Raw genomic sequence first — 25391 nt, forward strand, 5'->3', positions numbered from 1 at the left:
ACAGCAACGAAATGTAAAATGACAAATTTGTCATTTTCATGTCATCAATCTAACAGGAGGTCTTTTTTACTATAGCTCCAATTTTAATTACTAGAGGCATGGCTATACCATGTATTCCCCAAAAATATTAATAATAGCTTATGCCTTAACTTTGACGGGCTGTGTTTCGCTCGCTCCTGAATATCAACGCCCTAACCTTAATTTACCTCATCAATTCAATAGTCATGTTTCTGATGCAGCAAAGCAGGCTCAAACTGAATTATTGATCCCTAGTTGGGAACAATTTATTCAAGACCCTCAAATGAAAAACGTGATAGAAATTGCACTAGAGAAAAACAGCGATTTATACCTTGCTGCGTTAGATGTAGAGGAAGCTCGTGTACGTTTTGGGCTCGCGGGGGCAGAAAAATATCCTCAAGTTAATTCATCGATGAGTGGTGATTATAGTCAGTCGTTAGAGAGCGGGTCATCCTTTAATAAGAAATACAGCGTAGGCATTGATATCAGCTATGAGCTGGATTTTTTTGGGCGTATCAAAAATTTATCTGATGCAGACAAAGCAAAGTTTATTGCTTCTCAAGAGATGAGCCGTGCGACACAAATCATCACGATTAAAACGGTAGCAGAAGCGTACTTAGATGTGCTGTATAACCAAAAGCTATTATTAATTGCACAAGAGACGAAACAAAGTTATCTCAATAGTCAATCGATTGTAATGCAAAAAGTGGCGGCAGGAAAAGCCGCACTATCAGACCTAGAACAAGCTAAAGGGCAAGTACAGTCTATTTCTATTAATATCGAAAAAATTGAAAGTGAAATTGCAAAAAATGAAAATTTACTGAATTTTTTGACAAATGACTATGCAACAAAAATAAACTTAGATCTAGGACGCTACGAGCCAAACTATCCTTTAATTACGACACCTCCAGATATTCCTTCTGAAATATTGCTAAAGCGCCCAGATATTATGGCTGCGGAGCAAAATATTATTTCTGAGAATGCCAATATAGGTGTAGCAAGAGCCGCTTTCTTTCCTTCTATTTCCTTTAATACAGGAATTGAAAACAGTAATGATTCTTTAACAAGGTTATTTGACTCTTCAAATGGTATTTGGAATTTTATTCCTAAAATTACGCTACCTATTTTTACTGGTGGTACAAATAGCCGAAACTTAGAGTTAGCAAATATTAGAAAAAATAAAGCGATTGCTAATTACGAAAAAAGTATTCAAGTAGCATTTCGAGAAGTGAAAGATGCCTTAGCGATCAAATCGAGTTTAGAAAAACAACTCATCTCCCAAGTGCAATATGTTAACACGCTGCAAAACGTCTTAACACAGAAACAAGCAAGTTATCGATATGGTGGTTTGAGTTATCTCGACGTTCTCGAAGCACAGCGTAGCTTATTTACAGAACAGCAAAATTTATTGATGTTGAAAATAGAACAGCAGAAGAATGAAATAAATTTATTCTCTGCATTAGGTGGCGGATTAATCAAATCATGAGGGTAAAAATGAAAAAACTAAATACGGTATTTTTTGCAATTTCAATAGCGATGTTAACAGCAACCAGCTATGCAAATGCTGCTGAACATAATCACTCTATTTATCCAGAAAAAGTGGCTGAACCAACAATTAACACTGAAGGAAAGCTAATCTCGATTGACAAAGATAATAAAAAATTAACGATAAATCATAAAGAAATAGAAAGTATTGGTTGGCCACCAATGACGATGCGTTTTACATATGAAGATGAAAATATGATCAACGGTTTACAAGAAAATGATGAATTGAAATTTTCATTTGTACAACAAGGTAATCTTTCAATGTTGAAATCCGTCGAAAAAATAAACTAAATAGGTAGAGAGATGTTATGTCATTAGTTAACCTGACCAAATTGCTATTGGTAATTATTTTATCGAGCGTTATTTCAATTTTATTTTACCGTTATTTTTTCGTTATAGAAAATATTAGCCAATCAGTTGAAAAACAAGAACGCACCGTATTGTATTGGTATGATCCCATGTATCCCAATACCAAGTTTGATCAACCAGGGAAATCCCCTTTTATGGACATGGATCTTGTTCCTAAATATGCGGATGAAAACTTGGCTTCAGCGAATAGCAAAGGGGTAACAATTAACCCAACACAGACACAAAATTTAGGGCTTAAAACGGTGGATGTGAAGTGGGGGAAATTAAACTATGACTTAACATTTCCAGCCGAAATTGCGTTTAATGATCATCAATTTGCTATTGTACAAGCACGCGAAAATGGTTTTGTTGAAAAAGTTTATCTATTCACAGTAGGTGAGAGGATCCAAAAAGGCGTTCCTATTGCTGAGCTAACGATCCCTGCATGGGTTGAAGCACAAAGCGAATATCTTGCGCTTAAGCAAATGAATGCGAGCCAACAAGATCTTAATAGTGTCATTGAGCGTTTACGTTTAAATGGCATGCCAGAAGGCGCGCTTTCTCAGTTTATTAAAACAGGAAAAGTGCAAACACGTTTTACTATTCAAGCTCCTATTTCCGGGGTAATTACTGCACTTAATCTACGTTTAGGGATGAATGTATCCAAAGAAGTCGTTATCGCACAAATACAAGGAACAGATCCATTATGGATTAATGCATCTGTTCCTCAGTCAGTTGCTGAATTACTTAATCAACAAACACAATTTACAGTTTCTATTCCTGCCTACCCTTCGCAGTTATTTACTGTAAAAAACTGGTTGATATTACCCAGTGCAGATCAAGCAAGTCGTACAATTAATATTCGTACAGAAATTGCTGATCCTAACCATTTATTAAAATCAGGTATGACAGCATATTTAAATTTAGTTGCAGAAGGTAATGAAAGTTTATTGATCCCTTCACAAGCCATTGTGGACTCTGGGAAAGAACAGCATGTTATTGCTGTTGGTGAGAATGGTGAATTTATTCCCAAAAGAGTACGAGTGCTGAGTGAATCTCAACAAATGACAGCAATATCTGAAGGCTTACAAGTGGGTGAGCATATAGTGACTCAGGGTATTTTCCTGATTGATTCTGAAGCGAATATTGCTGGTGCATTAGCCAAGATGGAAGCGCTTCCTGAAGTATCAGCGTCATCTAATCATTCATCACATAAATCTCAGGAGTAGAGTATGTTGGAATGGATTATAAGACGCTCGGTTGCTAACCGATTTCTAGTGTTAATGGGAGTCGTGTTTTTAGTCATTGCGGGTATTTGGAGCATTCGCAGTACACCAGTTGATGCATTACCTGACTTATCTGATGTACAAGTGATCATCAAAACCACTTATCCAGGGCAAGCGCCGCAACTGGTCGAAAACCAAGTTACCTACCCGATAACGACGACGATGCTATCTGTGCCGGGAGCAAAAACGGTGCGGGGGTTTTCTGCATTTGGTGACTCATATGTTTATGTTATTTTTGAAGATAATACAGATTTATACTGGGCTCGTTCACGAGTTTTAGAATATTTAAATCAAGTCCAAAACCAATTACCCAAAGGTGCAGTAGCCTCCATTGGCCCTGATGCGACAGGTGTTGGTTGGATTTTTGAATATGCTTTAGTGGATAAAACTGGAAAACATAATCTAGCAGAACTACGTTCATTACAAGATTGGTTTCTGAAATATGAATTGAAGGCTTTGCCTAATGTTTCAGAAGTGGCAACCGTTGGCGGTGTGGTTAAATCTTACCAAATCTTAGTTGACCCACTCAAGCTCAGCCAATTTTCAGTGACATTACCTGAAATAAAACAGGCCGTTGAAATGGCTAACCAAGAAGCTGGTGGTTCATCGATTGAAATTGCTGAAGCTGAATATATGGTTAGAGCAAGTGGTTATCTTCAATCTATTGATGACTTCAATAAAATCTACCTAAAAACGCCAGAAAATGGTGTACCTATTTACCTACAAGATGTTGCTCGAATACAGGAAGGCCCCGAAATGCGTCGTGGGGTTGCTGAGCTAAATGGAGAAGGAGAGGTCGTTGGGGGAGTTATTCTGCTTCGCTCTGGTGAAAATGCACGTAATGTGATTCAGGATGTAAAACAGAAACTTGAAGATTTAAGTGCTAGCTTGCCGGAAGGCATCGAAATTATCACGACTTATGATAGAAGCATTCTTATTGATAACGCGATTGATAATTTAAGTTATAAGTTACTAGAAGAATTTATTGTTGTCGCATTAGTGTGTGCCGTTTTTTTATGGCATTTCCGTTCTGCTCTCGTGGCAATTATTTCTTTGCCCCTTGGATTATTTATTGCCTTTATCGTCATGCGCTACCAAGGAATAAATGCAAATATTATGTCGTTAGGGGGCATTGCAATTGCGATCGGAGCCATGGTGGATGCCGCCATTGTTATGATCGAAAATGCACATAAAAAATTAGAAAAATGGCAACATGAAAATGAAGATAAAGTCATTGATAATGCCCAGCGTTGGAAAGTTATTACGGATTCCGCTGTTGAAGTTGGGCCTGCATTATTTATCAGTTTATTAATTATCACATTGTCTTTTATTCCTATCTTTACGTTGGAAGGGCAAGAAGGCCGTTTATTTGGTCCACTTGCATTCACAAAAACCTATGCCATGGCGGGTGCTGCGGCTTTAGCGCTGATTGTTATTCCAATTCTAATGGGATATTGGATCCGCGGTAATATTCCAAATGAAAATAAAAACCCACTGAATCGTTGGTTGATCTCACTCTATAGCCCTATTTTAATTAAGGTATTAGCGTGGCCGAAAACCACCTTATTAATTGGCTTCTTATCTTTATTTACGGTGATATGGCCATTAAAACATTTAGGTGGTGAATTTCTTCCTGCAATTAATGAAGGTGACTTACTTTATATGCCTTCAACATTACCGGGTGTATCGCCTGCACAAGCGGCATTTTTACTACAAAATACGGATAAGTTAATCAAAACTATTCCAGAGGTGGATACGGTATTTGGAAAAGTTGGTAAAGCTGAAACAGCAACGGATTCAGCCCCGATGGAAATGATTGAAACAACGATACGTTTGAAGCCGCAAGTACAGTGGCGAGAAGGAATGACACTCGAAAAAATTATTGATGAGCTCGATGAAACTGTACGTTTACCTGGGGTTGCAAACTTATGGGTTCCACCTATTCGTAACCGTATTGATATGTTATCTACGGGAGTCAAAAGCCCTATAGGTATTAAAGTATCAGGCAGGGATCTTGAAGAAATCGATACATTAGCCCAAGAAATTGAAAAAGTCACAAAATCGGTACCGGGGGTGGTTTCAGTTTTGGCTGAGAGGTTGGTAGGCGGACGCTATATTGATGTCAAAATTGATAGAGAAAAAGCGGCTCGTTTTGGTATGAGTGTCAGCGACGTACAAGTGTATATTTCAATGGCCACTGGTGGGGAAATGATTGGGGAAACAGTTGAAGGGATTGAGCGTTACCCAATTAGCATAAGATATCCTCAAGATTACCGAAATAGTGTATCTGCGATGAGGTTATTACCAATTTTAACGCCAAGCAAACAGCAAATAGTACTTAGTGATGTTGCAGATGTCTCCGTGAATATGGGCGCTCCCATGTTGAAAACAGAGAACGCCAGACCGACTAGTTGGATTTATATTGATGCACGTGATCGTGATATGGTTTCTGTTATTAATGATATTGATACAGCAATAAAAGATAATATTCAAATGAGGCCGGGTCTTAGCTATTCCTTTACGGGGCAATTTGAATTACTCGAAAGGGCTAACCAAAAATTAATGTTAATGGTTCCCGCGACCATCATGATTATTTTTGTACTGCTTTATTTAGCCTTTAGACGATTTAGTGAAGCTTTACTGATTTTATTAAGTTTACCTTTTGCTTTAGTGGGCGCGATTTGGTTCCTTTATTGGATGAACTTTAATTTATCAGTTGCAACAGGAACTGGATTTATTGCATTGGCAGGTGTCGCGGCTGAATTTGGCGTAGTTATGTTGATTTATTTACGCCATGCAATCGAAGATAAAGAAAAACAGCAAGGAATAAGCAAGCTATCAAACCAAGATTTAGACCGTGCATTATATGAAGGCGCAGTTTTACGTGTTCGCCCTAAAGCCATGACAGTTGCCGTAATTTTAGCCGGTTTATTGCCAATATTACTTGGAACAGGAGTCGGTTCAGAAGTGATGAGCCGTATTGCTGCACCGATGATTGGTGGAATGATAACTGCACCGTTATTATCCCTATTTATCATTCCTGCGGCTTATAAATTAATCTGTCAGTTACGCCATAAAAAATAGACACTTTTTAAGTACTAGTCATTATTATTGATAAGGTAAATAGCAATGAAGAAGATAATTTTAGGTGGAATGTTTTTACTGTCATTTTCTGCATTTTCTCAAAACCAGAGCGTGCAATTGTATAAAGATGCAAACTGTGGTTGCTGCCAATTATGGGGAGAAGGAGTTAAAAAAGCAGGGTATGACGTTGTGGTCAATGAAATCAGTTATGATGAGTTGAACAAACTGAATGATGAGCTGAATGTGCCTTATAACTTACGCAGCTGTCATATCGCTAAATACAAAGGTAAAGTGATTGTTGGCCATGTTCCTGTCAGCAGTCTTGATGCGATTGATGCCTTACCAGCGGATGTGGTAGGGATTTCTGTTCCGGGTATGCCAATTGGTAGCCTAGGGATGGAGCAGCCAGATGGCCGTACTCAGCCTTATTCTGTGGTGCAGTTTAAAGCAAATGGGGAATATCGTTAATTGAGATAAAATTTATTAAGTTGCAGGATATCCTGCAACTTGTGTGTTTTATTCGCCTTCTAATATTAATTCGATGGCTTTGAGCTCTTCTTGCGTAAAGTTACGATTTTTTAGGATCCCCATTGCATCATCAATTTGGCTGATACGGCTTGCGCCAATGAGAACGGAAGTGATCCTGTCGTGTCTCAGTAACCATGCTAATGCCATTTGGTTTAGCTTTTGTCCTCTTTTTGTTGCCAGTTCATTCAGTTGTTTAACCTTTGATAAAATGTTTGACGTGAGTCTTTCTGGGGGCAAAGAAGGATTACCTGCAGCACGTGAATCAGCAGGGATGCCATTAAGGTAGCGATCGGTTAATATCCCACCAGCCAATGGAGAGTATGCGATAGAGCCAACGCCTTCTTCTTCCAGTAAATCGAGTAAATCTTCTTCGGGAGTACGTTCTAGCATGGAATATCTAGGTTGGTGAATCAGGCAAGGGGTTCCTAATTCATTGAGAATATTAATGGCTTCTTTGGCTAAATTGGTTGGGTAATTAGAAATCCCCACATACAGGGCTTTTCCTTGGCGAACTATGAGATCCAGCGCTCCCATGGTTTCTTCTAATGGAGTATTGGGATCAGGTCGATGATGATAAAATATATCTACATAATCTAATCCCATTCGCTTTAAACTTTGGTTTAGGCTTGCAACTAAGTATTTTTTACTTCCCCAGTCGCCATAAGGGCCATCCCACATAGTGAAACCCGCTTTTGATGAAATAACCATTTCATCGCGATAAGGCAGAAAATCCCGCTGCATAATTTTGCCAAATGTACTTTCGGCAGAGCCTGGTGGTGGCCCATAATTATTAGCAAGATCAAAATGGGTGATCCCAAGGTCAAAAGCATGGCGAAGCATGGCTTGGCAATTATCAAAGGGTTTGTTATCGCCAAAGTTGTGCCATAACCCTAATGAAATCAGTGGTAAGCGTAATCCGCTACGGCCACATAAACGATATTCCATTTCAGTATAGCGCTTTGATGATGCAACATAAGGCATACTTCACCTCCAAAATAGTGGGTAAAACTCAATTTATACTGTCATAAAGCTAAAAAGTAGGCTGAGGAATCAATGCTAATTTGTTCTTGACTAGAAGGTTTATGAGTAAATTGTGATAGAGCCCGAAAAAAGAGTGAAGTATTTTGGCATTCGTGGGTATCGGCTGCGTACCAATCCCCACGTTTTGTATATTAGGCTTGCTCTGAGCGGGTAAATACCAGCTCGTTACCTTTAGATTGGCTTTCATCAAATTGATAGCCTTCTAAATTAAAATCAGCCAGTTGGTCTGTTTTCGTTAATTTATTTTGGATGATAAAGCGGCTCATTAAACCCCGCGCTTTTTTTGCATAAAAACTGATAACTTTATATTTACCATTTTTTTCATCAAGGAAAATAGGCTTGATAATTTGCCCGTCCAATTTCTTTGTATTCACCGATTTAAAATATTCATCTGAGGCAAGGTTGACTAATATTTGATCTTTTTGCTCCGCTAATGCGTGATTTAATTGCTTGGTGATGATGTCTCCCCAAAACTCATATAAATCTTTTCCACGGGTGTTTTTTAATCGAATTCCCATTTCTAAGCGGTAAGGTTGCATTAAATCTAGCGGTCTTAAGATACCGTAAAGACCTGATAATATGCGTAAATGAGATTGAGCAAACGCAAAATCGTCTTGAGAAAAGGTTTCTGCTTGCATACCAGTATACACATCCCCTTTGAAGGCAAGGATCGCTTGGCGTGCATTTTCTGGGGTAAAGTCCGCATGCCATTCTGCAAAACGGGCAGCATTGAGCCCCGCAAGCTTGTCACTAATTTTCATTAAACTGGCAATATCTGCAGGGGTTAATTTACGACAGACATTAATTAATTTTTGTGACTCAGTAAGTAATTCAGGCTGAGTAAACTGCTGTGTCGCAAGTGGGCTTTCGTAGTCTAATGTTTTTGCAGGTGAAATTGTAATAAGCATGACTTGACCCTTTATAAAGAATGATACTGCTTACTTTAGCAAAAATTCTTCCTAATTGGCTAATTGATACGATAAGCCAAACCAATATTATTCTTTATTACAATGACAGCACAATATAACTAGCTAAAAGGATTCAGTTTCTAATTGGCTAGCGAAATCGATTGCCAATCAAATAGTTGCTTTTGACTAGATTTACTTGCTTGCAGCAATATGGATGCATGATATTATCTGTAGACGGTGCGGCGATAGCCACAATTCCTTTATAATACGCAAAGTAATTCAAGTTGCAGTTTGTTAGCCTACACCACAAGAGTCGCAAGAATTGTAGGTAGCTAACCACCGCTACAACTTGGAATATGACGGGTATAACAACGAGATTAAAGAAATGACCGATAAACTAACCTCATTACGTAGTCTGACAACTGTTGTTGCTGATACTGGCGACATCGAAGCGATGAAGCTTTACAAACCACAAGACGCGACCACAAATCCCTCGCTGATCTTAAATGCTGCACAAATTCCTGAGTACCGTAAATTAATTGATGAAGCGGTAGAATGGGCTCGTAAGCAAAGCAATAATCGCGAGCAACAAATTGTTGATGCTTGTGACAAGCTGGCTGTTAATATCGGTCTGGAAATTCTGAAATTAGTTCCGGGTCGTATTTCTACTGAAGTTGATGCGCGCCTGTCTTATGATGAAGAAGCTTGTATTGCTAAAGCGCGTCACTTAATCAAAATGTATAACGATGCAGGCATCAGCAATGACCGTATTCTGATCAAACTGGCTTCAACTTGGCAGGGTATCCGTGCTGCAGAGAAACTGGAAAAAGAAGGCATTAACTGTAACCTGACTTTATTATTCTCTTTTGCTCAAGCTCGTGCTTGTGCGGAAGCGGGTGTATACCTGATTTCTCCATTTGTGGGCCGTATTCTTGACTGGTACAAAGCGAATACAGATAAGAAAGAATTCGCACCACATGAAGACCCAGGTGTGGTTTCTGTTACTGAAATCTACAACTACTACAAAGCTCACGGTTATAAAACTGTGGTTATGGGCGCAAGCTTCCGTAACGTGGGCGAAATCATTGAACTAGCAGGTTGTGACCGTTTAACTATCTCTCCAGGCTTATTAAAAGAGCTGTCTGAATCACAAGGTGAATTAGTACGTAAACTGAGTGATACAGGTAAAACTAAAGAGCCAGGCGCTAAGTTGACTGAAGCAGAGTTCTATTGGCAGCACAACCAAGACCCAATGGCGGTTGATAAACTGTCTGACGGTATCCGTAAGTTTGCAGTAGACCAAGAAAAACTGGAAAAAATGATTGCAGATTTACTGTAATTTATTTCGTTTTTTCTTTCAAACCCAGCCAGTTGGTTGGGTTTTTTTATACCTATTTTTCATTGAGTTAGTTCTCAATTTCAAGATATAAAATCAAGGGCGCTGTATGCAATCGTTCATCATGGTATTATATTGCCACTGTTTATTATTAAGTGAACAGTTTTTGATTGAATAATTTCTTTGAGGTTTGTATGGATGAATTGCGCATAGGTCTGGTTTCTGTTTCTGATCGTGCTTCGAGTGGTATTTATGAAGACAAAGGCATTCCCGCATTAGAAGAGTGGTTAGCGAAAACGTTGACAACCCCTTTTCGTATCGAAACTCGCCTGATCCCTGATGAGCAAATCATGATAGAGCAAACATTATGTGAGCTGGTGGATGAATTTGCTTGCCATTTAGTCCTAACCACAGGTGGCACAGGACCTGCTCGTCGTGATGTCACACCTGATGCAACCCTTGCGATTGCAGACCGTGAAATGCCAGGCTTCGGCGAACAAATGCGCCAAATTAGCCTAAAGTTCGTCCCTACTGCGATACTGTCACGCCAAGTGGGGGTCATACGCAATCAGGCTTTGATTTTAAATTTACCTGGGCAGCCTAAAGCGATCGCGGAAACTCTGGAAGGTTTAAAAGACAAAGAAGGGAATGTAGTAGTTTCTGGTATTTTTGCCAGTGTTCCTTATTGTATTCAATTGCTTGATGGCCCATATGTAGAAACAGACCCTACGGTTGTGAAGGCATTTAGGCCTAAATCCGCAATTCGTCCTGAATAGTTTGCGATGTAATCAGGTGAGACTTAGCTCACCTGATTAATAATATTTAATGCATAAAATCACATACGTTAGTTAAATTTAACCACGTTGGCCAATCGGTAATACCGTTTTGCCATATTGCTCATTTAATATTTCTGCGACCGCTAAATAAAATGCGCTAGCGCCACAGATAATTCCTTCAAAACCAGCAAATTTTAGTAATGCTGCATTTCCCGTAATATTGCCAATCGCTAATAAAGCGAATAATACAGTTAAGCTACCAAAGACAAATTGCAAAACAAAATTAGCTTTGAAGGTTCCTAAAAACATGAAAAAGGTAAAAATTCCCCAAATAGCGAGGAAAACACCTAAAAACTCAGGTGAAGTTGCTTCGGCTAATCCCATTGAAGGCAAAAATAATAACCCCACTAATGCAATCCAAAACATACCGTAAGAGGTAAATGCAGTTGCACCGAATGTATTGCCTTTTTTGTATTCAATCAGACCTGCAATAAATTGAGCAATACCACCATAAAAAATGCCCATACTTAAAATAACGGATGAAAGAGGGAAAAAACCTGCATTATGAATATTCAGCAGGATGGTTGTCATACCAAAGCCTAGTAAACCAAGTGGGCCTGGATTTGCAAGAGAGCTAGACTGCATATAACCTCTGGTAAAATATAAAAAATTCAAATAGATAAAAACAAAAAGGTTTTGCCAAAGTGACAGCGGCGGCGCATCATACGCAGTTTTAATTGTTTAAACCATGATCACAAGACAGGTTTTTTTGCAATAAATGCAAATTTTTTTGATTCTCCCCCTTGATGAATGAATTTGTGACCCCATCTTAAAAGCATCAACTGATATCAATCCAAATTATTGCGTATTGAAAAATAATTTAGGCTCAGAGTGAAAACTCCCTTGAAAATGAAATATTGAGCCTCATATAGATTGATATCGAAATCATAGTGAAAAGAATTCCTTTGGAGGCGTTTTAGATGGGTAAAATTATTGGTATCGACTTGGGTACAACTAACTCATGCGTTGCAATTATGGATGGTACTACAGCTCGTGTTCTGGAGAACAGCGAAGGTGATAGAACTACTCCTTCCATCATTGCGTACACTCAAGATGGTGAAATTTTAGTTGGTCAGCCAGCGAAACGTCAGGCAGTGACTAACCCAGAAAATACTTTATTTGCAATTAAACGTTTGATTGGTCGTCGTTTCCAAGACGAAGAAGTTCAGCGCGACGTTTCTATCATGCCATATAAAATCATTGCGGCTGATAACGGCGATGCTTGGTTAGATGTGAAAGGCCAAAAAATGGCTCCACCACAAGTTTCAGCTGAAGTTCTGAAAAAAATGAAGAAAACAGCAGAAGACTATTTAGGTGAGCCAGTAACAGAAGCAGTTATTACTGTACCTGCTTACTTTAACGATGCTCAGCGTCAAGCGACTAAAGATGCTGGCCGTATTGCTGGTTTAGAAGTAAAACGTATCATTAACGAACCAACAGCAGCTGCATTAGCATATGGCTTAGACAGAGAAGTTGGTAACCGTACTATCGCGGTTTATGACTTAGGTGGTGGTACATTCGACTTATCAATCATCGAAATCGATGAAGTTGATGGCGAAAAAACGTATGAAGTTCTGGCTACCAATGGTGACACACACTTAGGTGGTGAAGACTTTGATACACGTTTAATCAACTACTTAGTTGAAGAATTTAAGAAAGAACAAGGTGTTGACCTGCGTAACGACCCGTTAGCAATGCAACGTCTGAAAGAAGCTGCTGAAAAAGCGAAAATTGAGCTGTCTTCTGCACAACAAACAGATGTTAACCTGCCGTATATTACAGCGGATGCAACAGGTCCTAAACACATGAATATCAAAGTGACTCGTGCGAAATTAGAGTCACTGGTAGAAGATTTAGTTAAGCGTTCTATGGAGCCAGTTAAAGTTGCTCTGCAAGACGCAGGCTTAAGCGTGAGCGAAATCAACGATGTTATCTTAGTTGGTGGTCAAACACGTATGCCAATGGTTCAAAAAGTTGTTGCTGATTTCTTTGGTAAAGAACCACGTAAAGACGTTAACCCAGATGAAGCAGTTGCAATGGGTGCGGCAGTTCAAGGTGGTGTTTTAGCGGGTGATGTTAAAGACGTTCTGTTACTTGACGTAACTCCTCTGTCTTTAGGTATCGAAACCATGGGTGGCGTGATGACTTCGTTAATTGCGAAGAATACCACTATCCCAACTAAACATAGTCAAGTGTTCTCAACAGCTGAAGATAACCAAGCAGCGGTAACTATCCATGTTCTGCAAGGTGAGCGTAAACGCGCAAGTGACAACAAATCACTGGGGCAGTTTAACTTAGATGGTATTCAACCTGCACCACGTGGTATGCCACAAATCGAAGTGACTTTTGATATCGATGCGGATGGTATCTTGCATGTTTCTGCTAAAGATAAAAATAGTGGACGTGAGCAAAACATCACCATTAAGGCTTCTTCAGGTCTGAATGATGAGGAAATCGAAAAAATGGTACGTGATGCAGAAGCAAACGCTGAAGCTGACCGTAAATTTGAAGAGCTAGTTCAGGTTCGTAACCAAGCTGACCAATTAGTTCACGGTACTCGTAAACAAATCGAAGAAGCCGGTGATAAATTACCAGCTGAAGATAAAGCGAATATCGAAAAAGCAACTTCTGAATTAGAAGCAGCAGCAAAAGGTGAAGACAAAGCGGATATTGAAGCGAAAATCCAAGCTTTAGTCACGGCATCTGCAAAACTTCTGGAAATCGCACAGCAACAAGCTCAAGCGGGCGGTGCAGCTGGCGCAGGCGCAGAAGCGAAAAAAGATGATGATGTTGTTGATGCTGAATTCGAAGAAGTTAACGACAAAGACAAAAAATAATGCCCTTAGCGGGCGCAGTAGCTATAGCAAATGATAGTTAATGGTTACTGATACCGGATACGGGCGTCGAGGCAACTCTACGCCCGTTCCGCATGTTAAGGGTAAAATTAAATGGCAAAAAGAGATTTTTATGAGGTATTAGGCCTCGAAAGAAATGCATCGGATAAAGATATTAAGCGTGCTTATAAGCGCTTAGCGATGAAGCATCACCCTGACCGTAATCAGGGTGATAAAGATTCAGAAGATAAATTTAAAGAGATCAAAGAAGCTTACGAAGTTCTTTCTGACGAGCAAAAACGTGCGGCTTATGACCAGTATGGTCATGCTGCGTTTGAGCAAGGTGGAATGGGCGGAGGCGGTGGCTTCGGTGGTGGCGCAGACTTTAGTGATATCTTTGGTGACGTCTTCGGTGATATTTTTGGAGGCGGCCGCAGACAGCAGCGCCCAAGCCGTGGTTCTGACCTACAGTACAACATGGAACTGACTCTCGAAGAGGCTGTCCGTGGAGTGACCAAAGAAATCCGTATTCCAACCTTGGAAACCTGTGACGTTTGTCATGGTAATGGTGCGAAACCAGGAACTAGTGCGGATACGTGCTCAACCTGTCACGGTATGGGCCAAGTCCATATGCGCCAAGGCTTTTTCTCTGTACAACAGCCTTGTCCAACGTGTCATGGTCGCGGTAAAGTTATCAAAGATCCATGCAACAAATGTCATGGCCATGGCCGTGTTGAAAGATATAAAACACTGTCAGTTAAAATTCCAGCAGGTGTAGATACAGGTGACCGTGTTCGCTTGTCAGGAGAAGGTGAGGCCGGAGAAAACGGGGCACCAGCAGGAGATTTATTCGTTCAGGTTCATGTATTGCCTCATAATATTTTTGAGCGTGATGGTAATAACCTGCACTGTGAGGTTCCAATTAACTTTGCTGATGCAGCACTGGGCGGCGAAATTGAAGTACCAACCCTTGATGGCCGTGTAAAACTGAAAATCCCAGCAGAAACCCAAACCGGTAAAATTTTCCGTATGAAAGGAAAAGGTGTGAAATCGGTACGTGGTGGTCTGCAAGGTGATTTAATGTGCCACATTGTTGTTGAAACCCCCGTTAAACTCAATGAGAAACAAAAAGAGTTGCTCAAAGAGTTTGGTGAATCATTAGGTGGAAAGAGCGGTGAGAAGAACAGCCCGCGCTCTAAAAGCTTTTTAGATGGTGTGAAGAAATTCTTTGATGATTTAACTAATAAATAATTAGTTAATAATTGGAAAAGCTAGAATGGCTGACTGAGCATATTGCCAAGTCAGCCATTTTTTTATCTTATTTTACGACTTCACCACTAGCAACCACAGTTTCGCGGACTTTACTGGCAAAATCTTGAGCTTCTTTGATAATTGTATTTTCATCAGCAGTCAGTATTTTACGGTCTTGCATCAATACCTTACCATCAACAATAGTATGGCGAACATTGGCTCCATTTGCGCCATAGACTAATGCGGCATAGGGGCTATACATAGGAACCATGTTTGGTGATTTGGTATCAATAACAATGATATCAGCTAATTTCCCTGCTTCGAGAGAGCCGAGTTTGTCTTCCATATGTAATACCCGCGCAGAGCCTATGGTCGCCATCTCAACAACGGTGACTGGTGGCATCGCCGCTCTATCTTTATTGGCTAGTTTGTGAATTTTACCGACTAAATTTAGCTCATTTAGCGTCGTTAGCGTATTACTCGACATTGGTCCATCCGTTCCCAAACCAACGCGGATCCCTTTTTCCAACATGGTTGTCACAGGGGCAACACCTTTAGCAGACTTAGTATTCGCACTGATATTATGCGCAACGCCGACATCATACTGCTTGAGTAGATCCATATCCTTTTCATCAACCATAATGGCGTGTGCTGCAATAACTTTATTATTCAGTGCACCAATGTCAGCCATATATTGTACAGGGCTTTTCCCTCCTGTACGTTTGGCTATTTCTTCTTGTTCACGGTCAGTTTCCGCCAGATGGATCATTACTGGAACATTAAGTTCTTGAGATAATTTTGCTATTTTCTGTAAATGCTCTGTTGTATTGGTATAAGGCGCATGAGGCGCAAAAGCAGGGGTGATACGTGGGTGATCTTTGTATTGATTGATAAAGTTGACTGCATAATCGATACCTTCATCTGCATTTTTTGCATCAGCGACGGGAAATTGAATCACTGATTCCCCAAGAACCGCTCTTAGTCCAATTTTATCAACGGTTTTAGCCACTTCATCTTCAAAGTAATACATATCAACGTAAGTTGTGACGCCACCTTTAATCATTTCAATATTCGCAAGGTTGGCCCCAACTCGTACCATTTCACGGGAAACCATTTTATTTTCTAATGGGAAAATATAACGGTGTAAACGGTCTGGCACATCATCGGCTAAGGAACGAAACACGGTCATAGATGCATGTGTGTGAGTGTTAATTAGCCCTGGCATGACAATATCGCCATTAACATTCAGGACATTAGGTGCTTGATAATTTTGAGCAAGTTCAGGGCCACCAACCGCAATAATTTTATTGCCTTTGATGACAACCGTGCCATGGTCAATAACCTGTTTTTTAGCATCCATTGTTAAGATGGTTCCATCTACGATTATGGTGTCCGCGGGGATAGCTGAAAAACTAGGAAAAGAAGCACTAATAATGGAAATAGCCAGTAAAGATTTTAAAAGCGACATTTTGGCCTCATATCTGGTGAGAAAATATAACAATTATGGGTAAATAAAAAGCAATAATACGATTTTGAATAAAGCTAAATTAGTTGCTTGATAACCAAACATTCAAATAATAACAATTTTATTAATGACTTAATTTTGCTAATAAAACACCAAAAACAATAACAACACAGGCAATGACTCGCATGACGTTGAATTTTTCTTTAAGAAAAGCAATGGATAAAAACATGGCAAATAGTACGCTAGTTTCTCTAACTGCGGCGACCATGACAATCGGTGCTTGGCTCATCGCCCATATGGCAATGCCATAGCTAATGAGTTGCATTAACCCACCTAGCAACCCTGAACGCCAGTATTGTTGAATTCCAACAAGTAAGGCACCACGATATTTGATAAGGCCAGGTACAGCTAACACAATCCCATTTAAAAGAAACAACCAAAGTGTGTACACGACAGGGTCTTCACTTGCTCTGGCACCATAGCCATCGGATAGGGTATAGCAAGCCGTAAAGAAGGCGGTTGATAAGGCAAAAACTAGTGCTTTTCCCTTAATATTCAATGTGAATTTTTTACCCGCAAAAGCAATGAGCACTACGCCACTAATAATGCACAAAACACCAATAAGACCCATTAGAGGAATGAACTCGTTAAATAGCAAAGCACCTAGTACTGCTGTCATTAATGGCGCAGAACCACGTGATATTGGGTAAATTTGGCTTAAATCGCCATGTGTATAAGCCTGACTTAAAAAATAGGTATAGCCAATATGAAACAGTACCGATAACGCTAACCAATGGATAGCTTCTGGTGATGGTAGGCCTAACCAAAGTATTGCTGGTATCGCTAAGGCGCCAGAAAAAACAGAAATCATGACTAGGCCGAAAAAACGGTCATTACCAAATTTAACTATAGCGTTCCAGCTTGCATGGCAAAAAGCTGCAAACAGCACAGAAAGTAATACGTAAGTTGTCATCGTTAAATTGTAATCATTAGTATTTTATTAGCAATCTAAACACATTGTTTTGCGAAACGTTTGGCAAATATTTTGTAAATAGTCTTCCATATTTATCGTTTTTACAAAAGGTATCGAAGAAAGAAACAGGCAAGTTTTTCTTGTGCAAATAAAAGGGATAAATTTTGATGTACTAGAAAAGTTGAATTTATAAAGTCTGTTTATCACAAAATTTATTATTTGTTTTTATAAAAGTTGTCTATAGTAAAATTAACGTTTTTTTCTCATTTGCCGTGATCTCTAACCCAAATAAGTCGGTAATTCCGAGTGTTAAGCGATAAATAAACGATTTTTTACGAATTAATAATTAGCATAGTATTAACATTCAAAAAAACATTGGGGTTAACTATATGACAGCAATTATTCGTAAATTTTTAAGGTTAGAAGCAGCAGGGGGCTTACTTCTGATTATTGCTGCCATAGTCGCTTTAATAATGGCTAACTCACCATTACAAGGGGCTTATCAGCAATTTTTAGATATTCCTGTATCCATTAAAATATCAGAGTTTGGTTTAGATAAGCCGCTGATATTATGGATTAATGACTTCCTAATGGCGATTTTCTTTTTGGTGGTCGGCCTTGAAGTAAAGCGCGAATTATTAGAAGGATCCCTTGCAGGACGTGATAAAGCGATATTTCCAGCAATCGCAGCTTTAGGAGGGATGATTGCCCCAGCATTAATTTACTTATTATTTAATGGTGGAGATGCAGTTACCCAGCAAGGTTGGGCAATACCTGCCGCTACAGACATTGCTTTCGCGCTAGGTGTGATGGCCTTATTAGGTAAGCGAGTACCAACAGAACTTAAGGTGTTCTTATTAGCATTAGCTATTATTGATGACCTTGGTGTTATCGTGATTATTGCCTTTTTCTATACAAGTTCTGTTTCCTTGGTTGCATTGGGGTTGTCAGCACTGTGCATTGCCATTCTCTGTATGATGAATTGGCGTAGAGTAGAGAATACAGCGGCTTACTTAGTTATTGGGTTAATATTATGGGTGTGTATTTTGAAATCTGGAGTGCATGCCACATTAGCAGGGGTCATTGTTGGCTTCTTGATCCCTTTACATGGTACTAACCAGACCAAACCTTCAGAAGAATTGGAACACGTTTTACATCCATGGGTTGTTTACTTAATTCTACCTATTTTTGCGTTTGCTAATTCGGGTGTGCAACTTCAAGGTGTGACTTTTGAAGGTTTGTTGAGCCCACTGCCATTAGGAGTCGCTGCGGGGCTAATTTTGGGTAAGCCAATTGGGATTTTTCTGTTTAGTTGGATTTCGGTAAAACTTGGGTTTGCAAAATTGCCAGAGTCGATTAACTTAAAACAAGTTTTTGCCGTTTCTGTACTGTGTGGGATCGGTTTTACTATGTCTATTTTTATAACCGGCCTCGCATTTGATGGGTTGGATGAGGTGTATAGTACCTATTCACGTCTAGGAATCTTGATTGGTTCTACGTTAGCTGCATTTTTAGGTTACTTTATGTTAAGAGTAGTGTTACCGAAACAAAAAGAACTAACCTAGTACAAGTTTATTGTGTAATTTTGCAAATTATTAGTAAGAATTTCCGAACTAATAATCTATGATATACCGTAGTGTGTTTTTTAATACACTACGGTATTTATTTTAAAGGCTCTGAAAAGTATGAGCTGCGGGTAAATGTGTATGGTCAATAGCGGTTACATAGCTAGTGACGGTACCGAAGGAATCGATATGCGGGTTTCACATCTTAATTTTAACCATCTTTACTACTTCTGGCATGTATGTAAAGAAGGCTCTGTCGTCGGAGCAGCAGAAGCGCTTTACCTGACTCCTCAGACAATTACAGGGCAAATAAAAGCATTGGAAGAGCGATTAGGTGGAAAGTTATTCAAAAGGCAGGGGCGAGGTTTGGTGCCATCTGAGCTTGGGCAATTAATTTTTCGCTATGCAGATAAAATGTTCATGCTTAGCCAAGAAATGCTAGATATCGTCAATTACAGCCGTGAATCTAATTTATTGTTTGATGTTGGGGTCGCAGACACGCTCTCAAAACAGCTAGTTAGTAAAATATTAGAGACTACGGTTGTTGAGCATGAACAAATTCATTTACGTTGTTTTGAATCAACGCATGAATTACTATTAGAACAGCTTAGCCAACATAAATTAGATATGATTTTGTCTGACTGCCCTGTGGACTCATCACAACAAGAAGGCTTGTTCTCGGTGAAGTTGGGCGAGTGCAATATGAGTTTCTTTTGTCGCCAGCCGATCCCTAAAAAGCCATTTCCTGAATGTTTAGAGGAACGTCGCTTATTGATTCCAGGGCGGCGATATTTGTTAGGTAGGCATATCTTAGCTTGGATACGAAATAAAAACCTGCAAGTAGAAGTGTTAGGTGAGTTTGATGACGCAGCGCTTATGAAAGCATTTGGCATGCATTATAACGCGATTTTTGTTGCTCCATCGCAGTATACACCTGACCTTTTAGGTGGCGAAGATATTGTAGAGTTAGGCCGTTTAGAGAGCGTAAAAGAAGAGTACTACGTTATTTTTGCAGAAAGAATGATCCAGCACCCAGCCGTGCAGCGAGTGTGTAATAAAGATTTCTCAGATTTATTTTCAGTTCCTCTTGATAGCTTAGATAAAAAATAGTAACAAATAAAAAACCGGCATAAGCCGGTTTTTTTAAGCTAATCAAGAAGCAAAATTACATTGCTTTGATTTGAGCAACTAAGTTAGCTTTATGACGTGCTGCTTTATTTTTGTGGATCAGGCCTTTAGTAGCATGGCGATCAACAATAGGTTGCATGTCATTGAATGCTTTCTGAGCAGCTTCTTTATCGCCTGCAGCGATAGCAAGGTAAACTTTCTTGATAAAAGTACGTACCATAGAGCGACGGCTAGCGTTATGCTGGCGACGTTTCTCTGACTGAACGGCACGTTTCTTAGCTGATTTGATATTAGCCAAGGTCCAACTCCCAAATGTATTCTATTGAGGACAATTCAAAGGTCGAGGAATATGCCCTTTCGCCCTTCATTTGTCAATGGATTTGTGCAAATAAACATCGTGTACTTCGATGCTCATGCGTTGTGAATGGTGCAAGATTCTATCAGCAAATATAAGAAGAATACAGATCTTAGCGTGAAAAAATGCATAATTGATGGCAGAAATTTAAAAAGAACTAAGGGTAAAAATATTTTTTAGTCTGTCAATCAGTGGGTAGTATGAAAATTAAACATGCTGTGGTTGTTTTTTGTTCTTTTTAATCGTTTGGTTATAACCATTGAAGTGTAAAACATAAAAATATAATATTTTTAGAGACCTTGGAACAAATTTGTTGTATTGATAATCCATTGGTTACCCCAAAGTTTTTGATATTCGAATCCAATAGCTCTGCTTGGGAGCGTAATAACCCACTAATTGCATAAAAATAGTGCGGAAAAAATCGTGTAGAGATCAAAAAAATAGGGTTTAATGAAACCTTTTGCGAACTAAGGTTAACCTTATGCGTCGTACAAGGTATAATCCTGCAATTTCCTCGGTATTGAGCCTGTTATGGAGCTAATTCGCGGTATACAGAATATCCGGGCGTGCCACCATGGTTGCGTGCTGACTATCGGTAATTTTGATGGTGTTCATCGTGGGCATCAGGTTTTACTTCAAAATTTGAAACTTAAGGGTGCGCAGTTAGGGTTGCCAACTGTCGTGATGATATTTGAGCCACAGCCCCTTGAATTTTTTATTGGTGACAAAGCGCCAGCGCGTTTGACGCGTTTGCGAGACAAAGTTAAATACCTTGCAGATAGTGGTATTGATTACCTCTTATGTGTTGAATTTAACCAGCACTTTGCGTCATTAACACCTGCTGAGTTTGTTTCTGACTTACTTGTCAGTAAGCTTGGTGTAAAGTACCTCGCTATAGGTGATGATTTCCGCTTTGGGAAAAATCGCATGGGAGACTTTGCTTTTTTACAACAAGCAGGTAGTAAATTTGGTTTTGAAGTTGCAGATACAGAAAGCTTTTGTGATTCAGGGCTCCGTATCAGCAGTACAGCGATACGAAAAGCCATTCAAGAAAATAATCTTGAATTAGCAGAAAGCCTGTTAGGGCACTCTTATCGTATTAGCGGGCGTGTGGTTCATGGTAACCAACTTGGTAGGACAATAGGTTTTCCAACGGCAAACCTACCGTTAAAACGTTTAGTCACACCAGTAACTGGTGTATATGCTGTAGAAGTTTACGGTTTAGGTGATAAGCCTTTACCGGGTGTGGCAAATATTGGCACACGTCCGACTGTATCTGGAAAAGGAACACAGTTAGAAGTTCATCTGATTGATGCAAATATGGATTTATATGGGCGTCATATCGATGTAGTGTTACGTAAGAAATTACGTGATGAGCAGCGGTTTGCTTCGTTGGAAGCGCTTAAGGAGCAAATTGCTAATGATGTAATTGCAGCGAGAGAGTATCTTACTGCAATAGGAATCAGATAATTTAGCGGAAAATTGGAACTGAGAATCGATGAGTGACTATAAAAATACCCTGAATCTACCGGAAACAGGGTTCCCAATGCGTGGCGATCTCGCTAAACGCGAACCACAGATGTTAGAGCGCTGGTACAAAGAAGGTTTGTATCAGGCAATCCGTAAAGCAAAATCGGGCAAGAAAACCTTTATTCTGCACGATGGTCCTCCGTATGCTAACGGCAGTATTCATATTGGTCACTCAGTTAACAAAATTCTCAAAGATATTATTATTAAGTCCAAAGGGTTGGCGGGCTATGATTCCCCATACATCCCAGGTTGGGACTGCCATGGATTACCGATTGAACATAAAGTTGAACAAATCGTCGGTAAGCCAGGGGAAAAAGTTTCCGCTGCTGAATTTCGTGCACAATGCCGTCAATACGCTAAAGAGCAAATTGAAGGCCAAAAAGCTGATTTCATGCGTCTTGGTGTTTTAGGTGAGTGGGATAAACCTTATCTAACAATGGATTTTAAAACCGAAGCTCATATTATCCGAGCATTGGCTAAAACCATTGCAAATGGCCATTTAGTGAAGGGGGCAAAACCTGTTCACTGGTGTACTGCTTGCGGTTCTTCATTAGCGGAAGCTGAAGTTGAATATTATGATAAAACCTCGCCATCTATCTATGTTCGCTTCCCAGCCGTAGATGGCAAAGCTGTGTGCGAAAAATTTGGCATTGTTAGCGAAAAAACACCTTCGTTAGTCATCTGGACAACAACGCCTTGGACTTTGCCAGCTAACCGTGCGATTTCTTTAAACCCTGAGTTTAAATATGATTTAATCGAAGCAAATGGTGAGTTACTCATTTTAGCTGCTGACCTCGTCGAAGAGGTAATGAAAACGATAGGGGTTGAAGCGTGGGCAGTGCTAGGGGAGTGTGAGGGTTCTGCACTTGAACTTTTACGTTTCAATCATCCATTTATGGGCTTTGATGTGCCTGCAATTTTGGGTGACCATGTGACATTAGACGCGGGTACTGGTGCTGTTCATACTGCACCAGGCCACGGTCCTGAAGACTATGTGGTTGGTCAGAAATATGGCTTAGAAACAGCGAACCCTGTAGGGCCAGATGGTTGCTTCTTACCAAATACTTACCCAACATTAGATGGCGTGTTTATTTTTAAAGCTAATGACCTTATCGTTGAATTATTGAGCGAAAAAGGCGCATTACTATACAAACAAGCGATTCAACACAGCTATCCATGCTGCTGGCGCCATAAGACTCCAGTTATCTTCCGTGCTACGCCACAGTGGTTTATCGGTATGGATAAAAACGGTTTACGTGAACAATCGCTGAAAGAAATTGATATTGTTCAATGGATCCCGGGTTGGGGGCGCGCACGTATTGAATCAATGGTCGAAAACCGCCCAGACTGGTGTATTTCTCGTCAACGTACTTGGGGTACCCCAATGTCGTTGTTTGTTCATAAAGACACTGAAGAGTTACACCCTCGTACATTAGAATTAATGGAAGAAGTGGCTAAGCGTGTTGAAGTGGATGGCATCCAAGCATGGTGGGATCTTGACCCAGCAGAGCTGTTGGGTGATGAAGCCGAAACATATCGTAAAGTACCTGATACCTTAGACGTATGGTTTGACTCAGGTTCAACGCACTTTGCGGTTGTGGACGCACGTCCTGAATTCCATGGTAATTCAGCGGATATGTACCTTGAAGGGTCAGATCAACACCGCGGCTGGTTTATGTCATCATTGATGTTATCAACCGCAATGAAAGGTAAAGCACCTTATCGCCAAGTATTGACACATGGCTTCACTGTTGATGGCCAAGGCCGCAAAATGTCTAAATCTTTAGGCAATACAGTAAGCCCTCAAGATGTCATGAATAAACTGGGTGCAGATATCTTACGTTTATGGGTTGCATCAACGGATTACACTGGCGAAATCGCGGTTTCAGATGAAATTTTAAAACGCGCAGCTGACTCATACCGCCGTATTCGTAATACTGCACGTTTCTTACTGGCTAACTTAAATGGTTTTAATCCTGAAACCGACATGGTGAAACCAGAAGATATGGTGGTTTTAGACCGCTGGGCGGTGAGCCGTGCTTTAGAAGCTCAGCAAGAGATAGCCAAAGCTTATGATGAGTACGATTTCTTATCTGTTATCCAAAGATTAATGCATTTCTGCTCCATTGAAATGGGGTCATTTTATCTGGATATCATCAAAGACCGTCAATACACCGCGAAAAGTGATAGCTTAGCGCGCCGTAGCTGCCAAACTGCGTTATTCCACATTGTTGAAGCATTAGTGCGTTGGATGGCTCCGGTTCTGTCGTTTACTTCTGATGAAATTTGGAATGAGTTACCAGGAAAACGCGCTCAATTTGTTCTTACCGAAGAGTGGTATGACGGCTTATTTGGTTTAGATGAATCAAATGAAATGAACAACAGCTTCTGGGCTGAGTTGTTAGCGGTTCGTGGTGAAGTGAATAAGGTGTTAGAACAAGCGCGTACTGATAAGCTTATCGGGGGCTCATTAGAAGCCGCTGTGACTTTGTATGCGGATAAAGCTCTAGCTGAAAAACTACAAAGCCTTGGTGATGAATTACGCTTTGTTTTACTGACATCACAAGCCCATGTCGCTGATATTGCAACGGCTCCAGCAGATGCGCAAGAAAGCGAATTGAAAGGCCTAAAAATTGCTTTCAGTAAAGCGGCGGGTGAAAAATGCCCTCGTTGCTGGCATTATGCAAGTGATATCGGTTCTTCGAGCGAGCAACCAGAAATTTGTGGTCGCTGTGTCACTAACGTAGCCGGTAACGGCGAAACGCGTAAGTTTGCTTAATGAAGACGCCAGTTTGTTCTACCGGTTTGCGTTGGTTATGGTTGACCATTGTGATCATCGTTGCGGATTTAGGCATTAAGCAATTAGTGCTTAGTGATCTAAATCTGTACGAGCCACACCCGATAATGCCATTTTTCAACATAATGTACGCACAAAATTTCGGAGCGGCATTTAGTTTCTTGGCTGATGAAGGTGGTTGGCAACGTTGGTTCTTTGCAGGTATTGCAATTGGGATATCTGTAATTTTGATGGTTATGATGTATCGCCAAAGTGCACAAAAACGCCTATCAAATATTGCTTATGCATTGATTATTGGCGGTGCTATCGGTAATTTAAGTGACCGTTTAGTCCATGGCTTCGTTATCGATTACCTTGATTTTTACGTTGGTAATTGGCATTGGCCGACATTTAACCTAGCGGATATGGCGATATGTATTGGTGCGGCACTTGTCATTTTTGAGGGTTTTTTACCTGATAAATCAAAGCAAGAAAAAGCCAAATAAGATGGCAGCGTACTAGGTTAGAATGTAATAACTCACAGCCCAGATTTTCTGGGCTGAATTTTATGATAAATAGGTTTG

General features: G+C 40.1%; 20 protein-coding genes. 14 read left to right on the forward strand and 6 right to left on the reverse strand.

What is annotated here, in order from left to right; all coding sequences use genetic code 11:
* Positions 1–109: 109 nt before the first annotated feature.
* The 5 genes from PZ638_RS03170 to PZ638_RS03190 are packed head-to-tail and all read left to right on the forward strand — an operon-like array spanning position 110 to position 6749.
* A complete protein-coding gene (locus PZ638_RS03170; protein WP_094961924.1) occupies positions 110–1504 on the forward strand; it encodes an efflux transporter outer membrane subunit in 1395 nt (464 codons plus the stop codon).
* Between the two features lie 8 nt (positions 1505–1512).
* Positions 1513–1854 carry a copper-binding protein gene (locus PZ638_RS03175; protein ID WP_228677477.1) on the forward strand — a complete coding sequence of 114 codons (342 nt, stop codon included), beginning with the start codon at positions 1513–1515 and terminating at the stop codon, positions 1852–1854.
* Positions 1855–1871: 17 nt separating this feature from the next.
* Entirely contained in the window at positions 1872–3140 is a 1269-nt protein-coding gene (locus PZ638_RS03180) for an efflux RND transporter periplasmic adaptor subunit (protein WP_275612219.1), read from the forward strand.
* A gap of 3 nt (positions 3141–3143) precedes the next feature.
* Positions 3144–6281 carry an efflux RND transporter permease subunit gene (locus PZ638_RS03185; RefSeq protein WP_206277465.1) on the forward strand — a complete coding sequence of 1046 codons (3138 nt, stop codon included), beginning with the start codon at positions 3144–3146 and terminating at the stop codon, positions 6279–6281.
* A 45-nt stretch (positions 6282–6326) separates the two neighbouring features.
* Positions 6327–6749 (forward strand): DUF411 domain-containing protein, encoded by a 423-nt coding sequence (locus PZ638_RS03190; RefSeq protein WP_004905661.1) that lies wholly within the window; start codon positions 6327–6329, stop codon positions 6747–6749.
* A gap of 48 nt (positions 6750–6797) precedes the next feature.
* Here the strand turns inward: PZ638_RS03190 and PZ638_RS03195 are convergent, their stop codons facing one another.
* Complete coding sequence (locus PZ638_RS03195; protein ID WP_094961928.1) at positions 6798–7790, reverse strand: aldo/keto reductase; 993 nt, start codon at positions 7788–7790, stop codon at positions 6798–6800.
* Positions 7791–7981: 191 nt separating this feature from the next.
* Positions 7982–8758 (reverse strand): peroxide stress protein YaaA, encoded by a 777-nt coding sequence (gene yaaA, locus PZ638_RS03200; protein WP_004905658.1) that lies wholly within the window; start codon positions 8756–8758, stop codon positions 7982–7984.
* Positions 8759–9143: 385 nt separating this feature from the next.
* On the opposite strand from yaaA, the gene tal reads away from it, so the two are divergent.
* Both tal and mog read left to right on the forward strand, forming a co-directional pair.
* A complete protein-coding gene (gene tal / locus PZ638_RS03205; protein WP_094961929.1) occupies positions 9144–10097 on the forward strand; it encodes a transaldolase in 954 nt (317 codons plus the stop codon).
* Between the two features lie 191 nt (positions 10098–10288).
* Positions 10289–10870 carry a molybdopterin adenylyltransferase gene (gene mog / locus PZ638_RS03210; RefSeq protein ID WP_004905653.1) on the forward strand — a complete coding sequence of 194 codons (582 nt, stop codon included), beginning with the start codon at positions 10289–10291 and terminating at the stop codon, positions 10868–10870.
* Positions 10871–10948: 78 nt separating this feature from the next.
* Here the strand turns inward: mog and satP are convergent, their stop codons facing one another.
* Positions 10949–11515: an acetate uptake transporter gene (satP, locus tag PZ638_RS03215; RefSeq protein WP_004905651.1), complete on the reverse strand. Its 567-nt coding sequence runs from the start codon at positions 11513–11515 to the stop codon at positions 10949–10951.
* A 335-nt stretch (positions 11516–11850) separates the two neighbouring features.
* Here satP and dnaK point away from each other — a divergent pair, with 335 nt between their 5' ends.
* Both dnaK and dnaJ read left to right on the forward strand, forming a co-directional pair.
* Positions 11851–13767: a molecular chaperone DnaK gene (gene dnaK / locus PZ638_RS03220; RefSeq protein WP_004905650.1), complete on the forward strand. Its 1917-nt coding sequence runs from the start codon at positions 11851–11853 to the stop codon at positions 13765–13767.
* Between the two features lie 111 nt (positions 13768–13878).
* The gene (gene dnaJ / locus PZ638_RS03225) at positions 13879–15015 is read left to right on the forward strand and encodes a molecular chaperone DnaJ (protein ID WP_094961930.1); all 1137 of its coding nucleotides are present in this window, start codon (positions 13879–13881) and stop codon (positions 15013–15015) included.
* Positions 15016–15082: 67 nt separating this feature from the next.
* Here the strand turns inward: dnaJ and PZ638_RS03230 are convergent, their stop codons facing one another.
* Together PZ638_RS03230 and PZ638_RS03235 are read right to left on the reverse strand one after the other, a co-directional pair.
* Positions 15083–16483 carry an amidohydrolase gene (locus tag PZ638_RS03230; RefSeq protein ID WP_164454980.1) on the reverse strand — a complete coding sequence of 467 codons (1401 nt, stop codon included), beginning with the start codon at positions 16481–16483 and terminating at the stop codon, positions 15083–15085.
* Positions 16484–16604: 121 nt separating this feature from the next.
* Entirely contained in the window at positions 16605–17453 is an 849-nt protein-coding gene (locus tag PZ638_RS03235; protein ID WP_164454981.1) for an EamA family transporter, read from the reverse strand.
* A 389-nt stretch (positions 17454–17842) separates the two neighbouring features.
* Between PZ638_RS03235 and nhaA the strand changes: the two genes are divergently transcribed.
* Positions 17843–19018, forward strand: a complete 1176-nt coding sequence (nhaA, locus tag PZ638_RS03240; RefSeq protein WP_004905642.1) for a Na+/H+ antiporter NhaA — start codon at positions 17843–17845, stop codon at positions 19016–19018.
* Between the two features lie 189 nt (positions 19019–19207).
* Positions 19208–20128: a transcriptional activator NhaR gene (gene nhaR, locus PZ638_RS03245; protein ID WP_004914690.1), complete on the forward strand. Its 921-nt coding sequence runs from the start codon at positions 19208–19210 to the stop codon at positions 20126–20128.
* A 55-nt stretch (positions 20129–20183) separates the two neighbouring features.
* Here nhaR and rpsT read toward each other — a convergent pair whose 3' ends face one another.
* Entirely contained in the window at positions 20184–20444 is a 261-nt protein-coding gene (rpsT, locus tag PZ638_RS03250; RefSeq protein WP_004914688.1) for a 30S ribosomal protein S20, read from the reverse strand.
* 588 nt (positions 20445–21032) lie between these two features.
* Here rpsT and ribF point away from each other — a divergent pair.
* From ribF to lspA, 3 genes are read left to right on the forward strand one after another with little or no spacing between them, the layout of a single operon-like run.
* A complete protein-coding gene (ribF, locus tag PZ638_RS03255; protein WP_094961933.1) occupies positions 21033–21971 on the forward strand; it encodes a bifunctional riboflavin kinase/FAD synthetase in 939 nt (312 codons plus the stop codon).
* 28 nt (positions 21972–21999) lie between these two features.
* Entirely contained in the window at positions 22000–24810 is a 2811-nt protein-coding gene (gene ileS, locus PZ638_RS03260; RefSeq protein WP_094961934.1) for an isoleucine--tRNA ligase, read from the forward strand.
* The gene (gene lspA / locus PZ638_RS03265; RefSeq protein ID WP_004905631.1) at positions 24810–25313 is read left to right on the forward strand and encodes a signal peptidase II; all 504 of its coding nucleotides are present in this window, start codon (positions 24810–24812) and stop codon (positions 25311–25313) included. Before ileS ends, lspA begins: the two co-directional genes overlap by 1 nt.
* Positions 25314–25391 lie beyond the last annotated feature (78 nt).

This window comes from Providencia hangzhouensis (assembly GCF_029193595.2).
Taxonomy (GTDB): Bacteria; Pseudomonadota; Gammaproteobacteria; order Enterobacterales; family Enterobacteriaceae; genus Providencia; species Providencia hangzhouensis.

Bases quoted from the DNA above. Each gene is read 5' to 3' on its own strand.
- PZ638_RS03170 (WP_094961924.1), top strand. From the start codon at position 110: ATGTATTCCCCAAAAATATTAATAATAGCTTATGCCTTAACTTTGACG.
- PZ638_RS03175 (WP_228677477.1), top strand. From the start codon at position 1,513: ATGAAAAAACTAAATACGGTATTTTTTGCAATTTCAATAGCGATGTTA.
- PZ638_RS03180 (WP_275612219.1), top strand. From the start codon at position 1,872: ATGTCATTAGTTAACCTGACCAAATTGCTATTGGTAATTATTTTATCG.
- PZ638_RS03185 (WP_206277465.1), top strand. From the start codon at position 3,144: ATGTTGGAATGGATTATAAGACGCTCGGTTGCTAACCGATTTCTAGTG.
- PZ638_RS03190 (WP_004905661.1), top strand. From the start codon at position 6,327: ATGAAGAAGATAATTTTAGGTGGAATGTTTTTACTGTCATTTTCTGCA.
- PZ638_RS03195 (WP_094961928.1), bottom strand. From the start codon at position 7,790: ATGCCTTATGTTGCATCATCAAAGCGCTATACTGAAATGGAATATCGT.
- yaaA (WP_004905658.1), bottom strand. From the start codon at position 8,758: ATGCTTATTACAATTTCACCTGCAAAAACATTAGACTACGAAAGCCCA.
- tal (WP_094961929.1), top strand. From the start codon at position 9,144: ATGACCGATAAACTAACCTCATTACGTAGTCTGACAACTGTTGTTGCT.
- mog (WP_004905653.1), top strand. From the start codon at position 10,289: ATGGATGAATTGCGCATAGGTCTGGTTTCTGTTTCTGATCGTGCTTCG.
- satP (WP_004905651.1), bottom strand. From the start codon at position 11,515: ATGCAGTCTAGCTCTCTTGCAAATCCAGGCCCACTTGGTTTACTAGGC.
- dnaK (WP_004905650.1), top strand. From the start codon at position 11,851: ATGGGTAAAATTATTGGTATCGACTTGGGTACAACTAACTCATGCGTT.
- dnaJ (WP_094961930.1), top strand. From the start codon at position 13,879: ATGGCAAAAAGAGATTTTTATGAGGTATTAGGCCTCGAAAGAAATGCA.
- PZ638_RS03230 (WP_164454980.1), bottom strand. From the start codon at position 16,483: ATGTCGCTTTTAAAATCTTTACTGGCTATTTCCATTATTAGTGCTTCT.
- PZ638_RS03235 (WP_164454981.1), bottom strand. From the start codon at position 17,453: ATGACAACTTACGTATTACTTTCTGTGCTGTTTGCAGCTTTTTGCCAT.
- nhaA (WP_004905642.1), top strand. From the start codon at position 17,843: ATGACAGCAATTATTCGTAAATTTTTAAGGTTAGAAGCAGCAGGGGGC.
- nhaR (WP_004914690.1), top strand. From the start codon at position 19,208: ATGCGGGTTTCACATCTTAATTTTAACCATCTTTACTACTTCTGGCAT.
- ribF (WP_094961933.1), top strand. From the start codon at position 21,033: ATGGAGCTAATTCGCGGTATACAGAATATCCGGGCGTGCCACCATGGT.
- ileS (WP_094961934.1), top strand. From the start codon at position 22,000: ATGAGTGACTATAAAAATACCCTGAATCTACCGGAAACAGGGTTCCCA.
- lspA (WP_004905631.1), top strand. From the start codon at position 24,810: ATGAAGACGCCAGTTTGTTCTACCGGTTTGCGTTGGTTATGGTTGACC.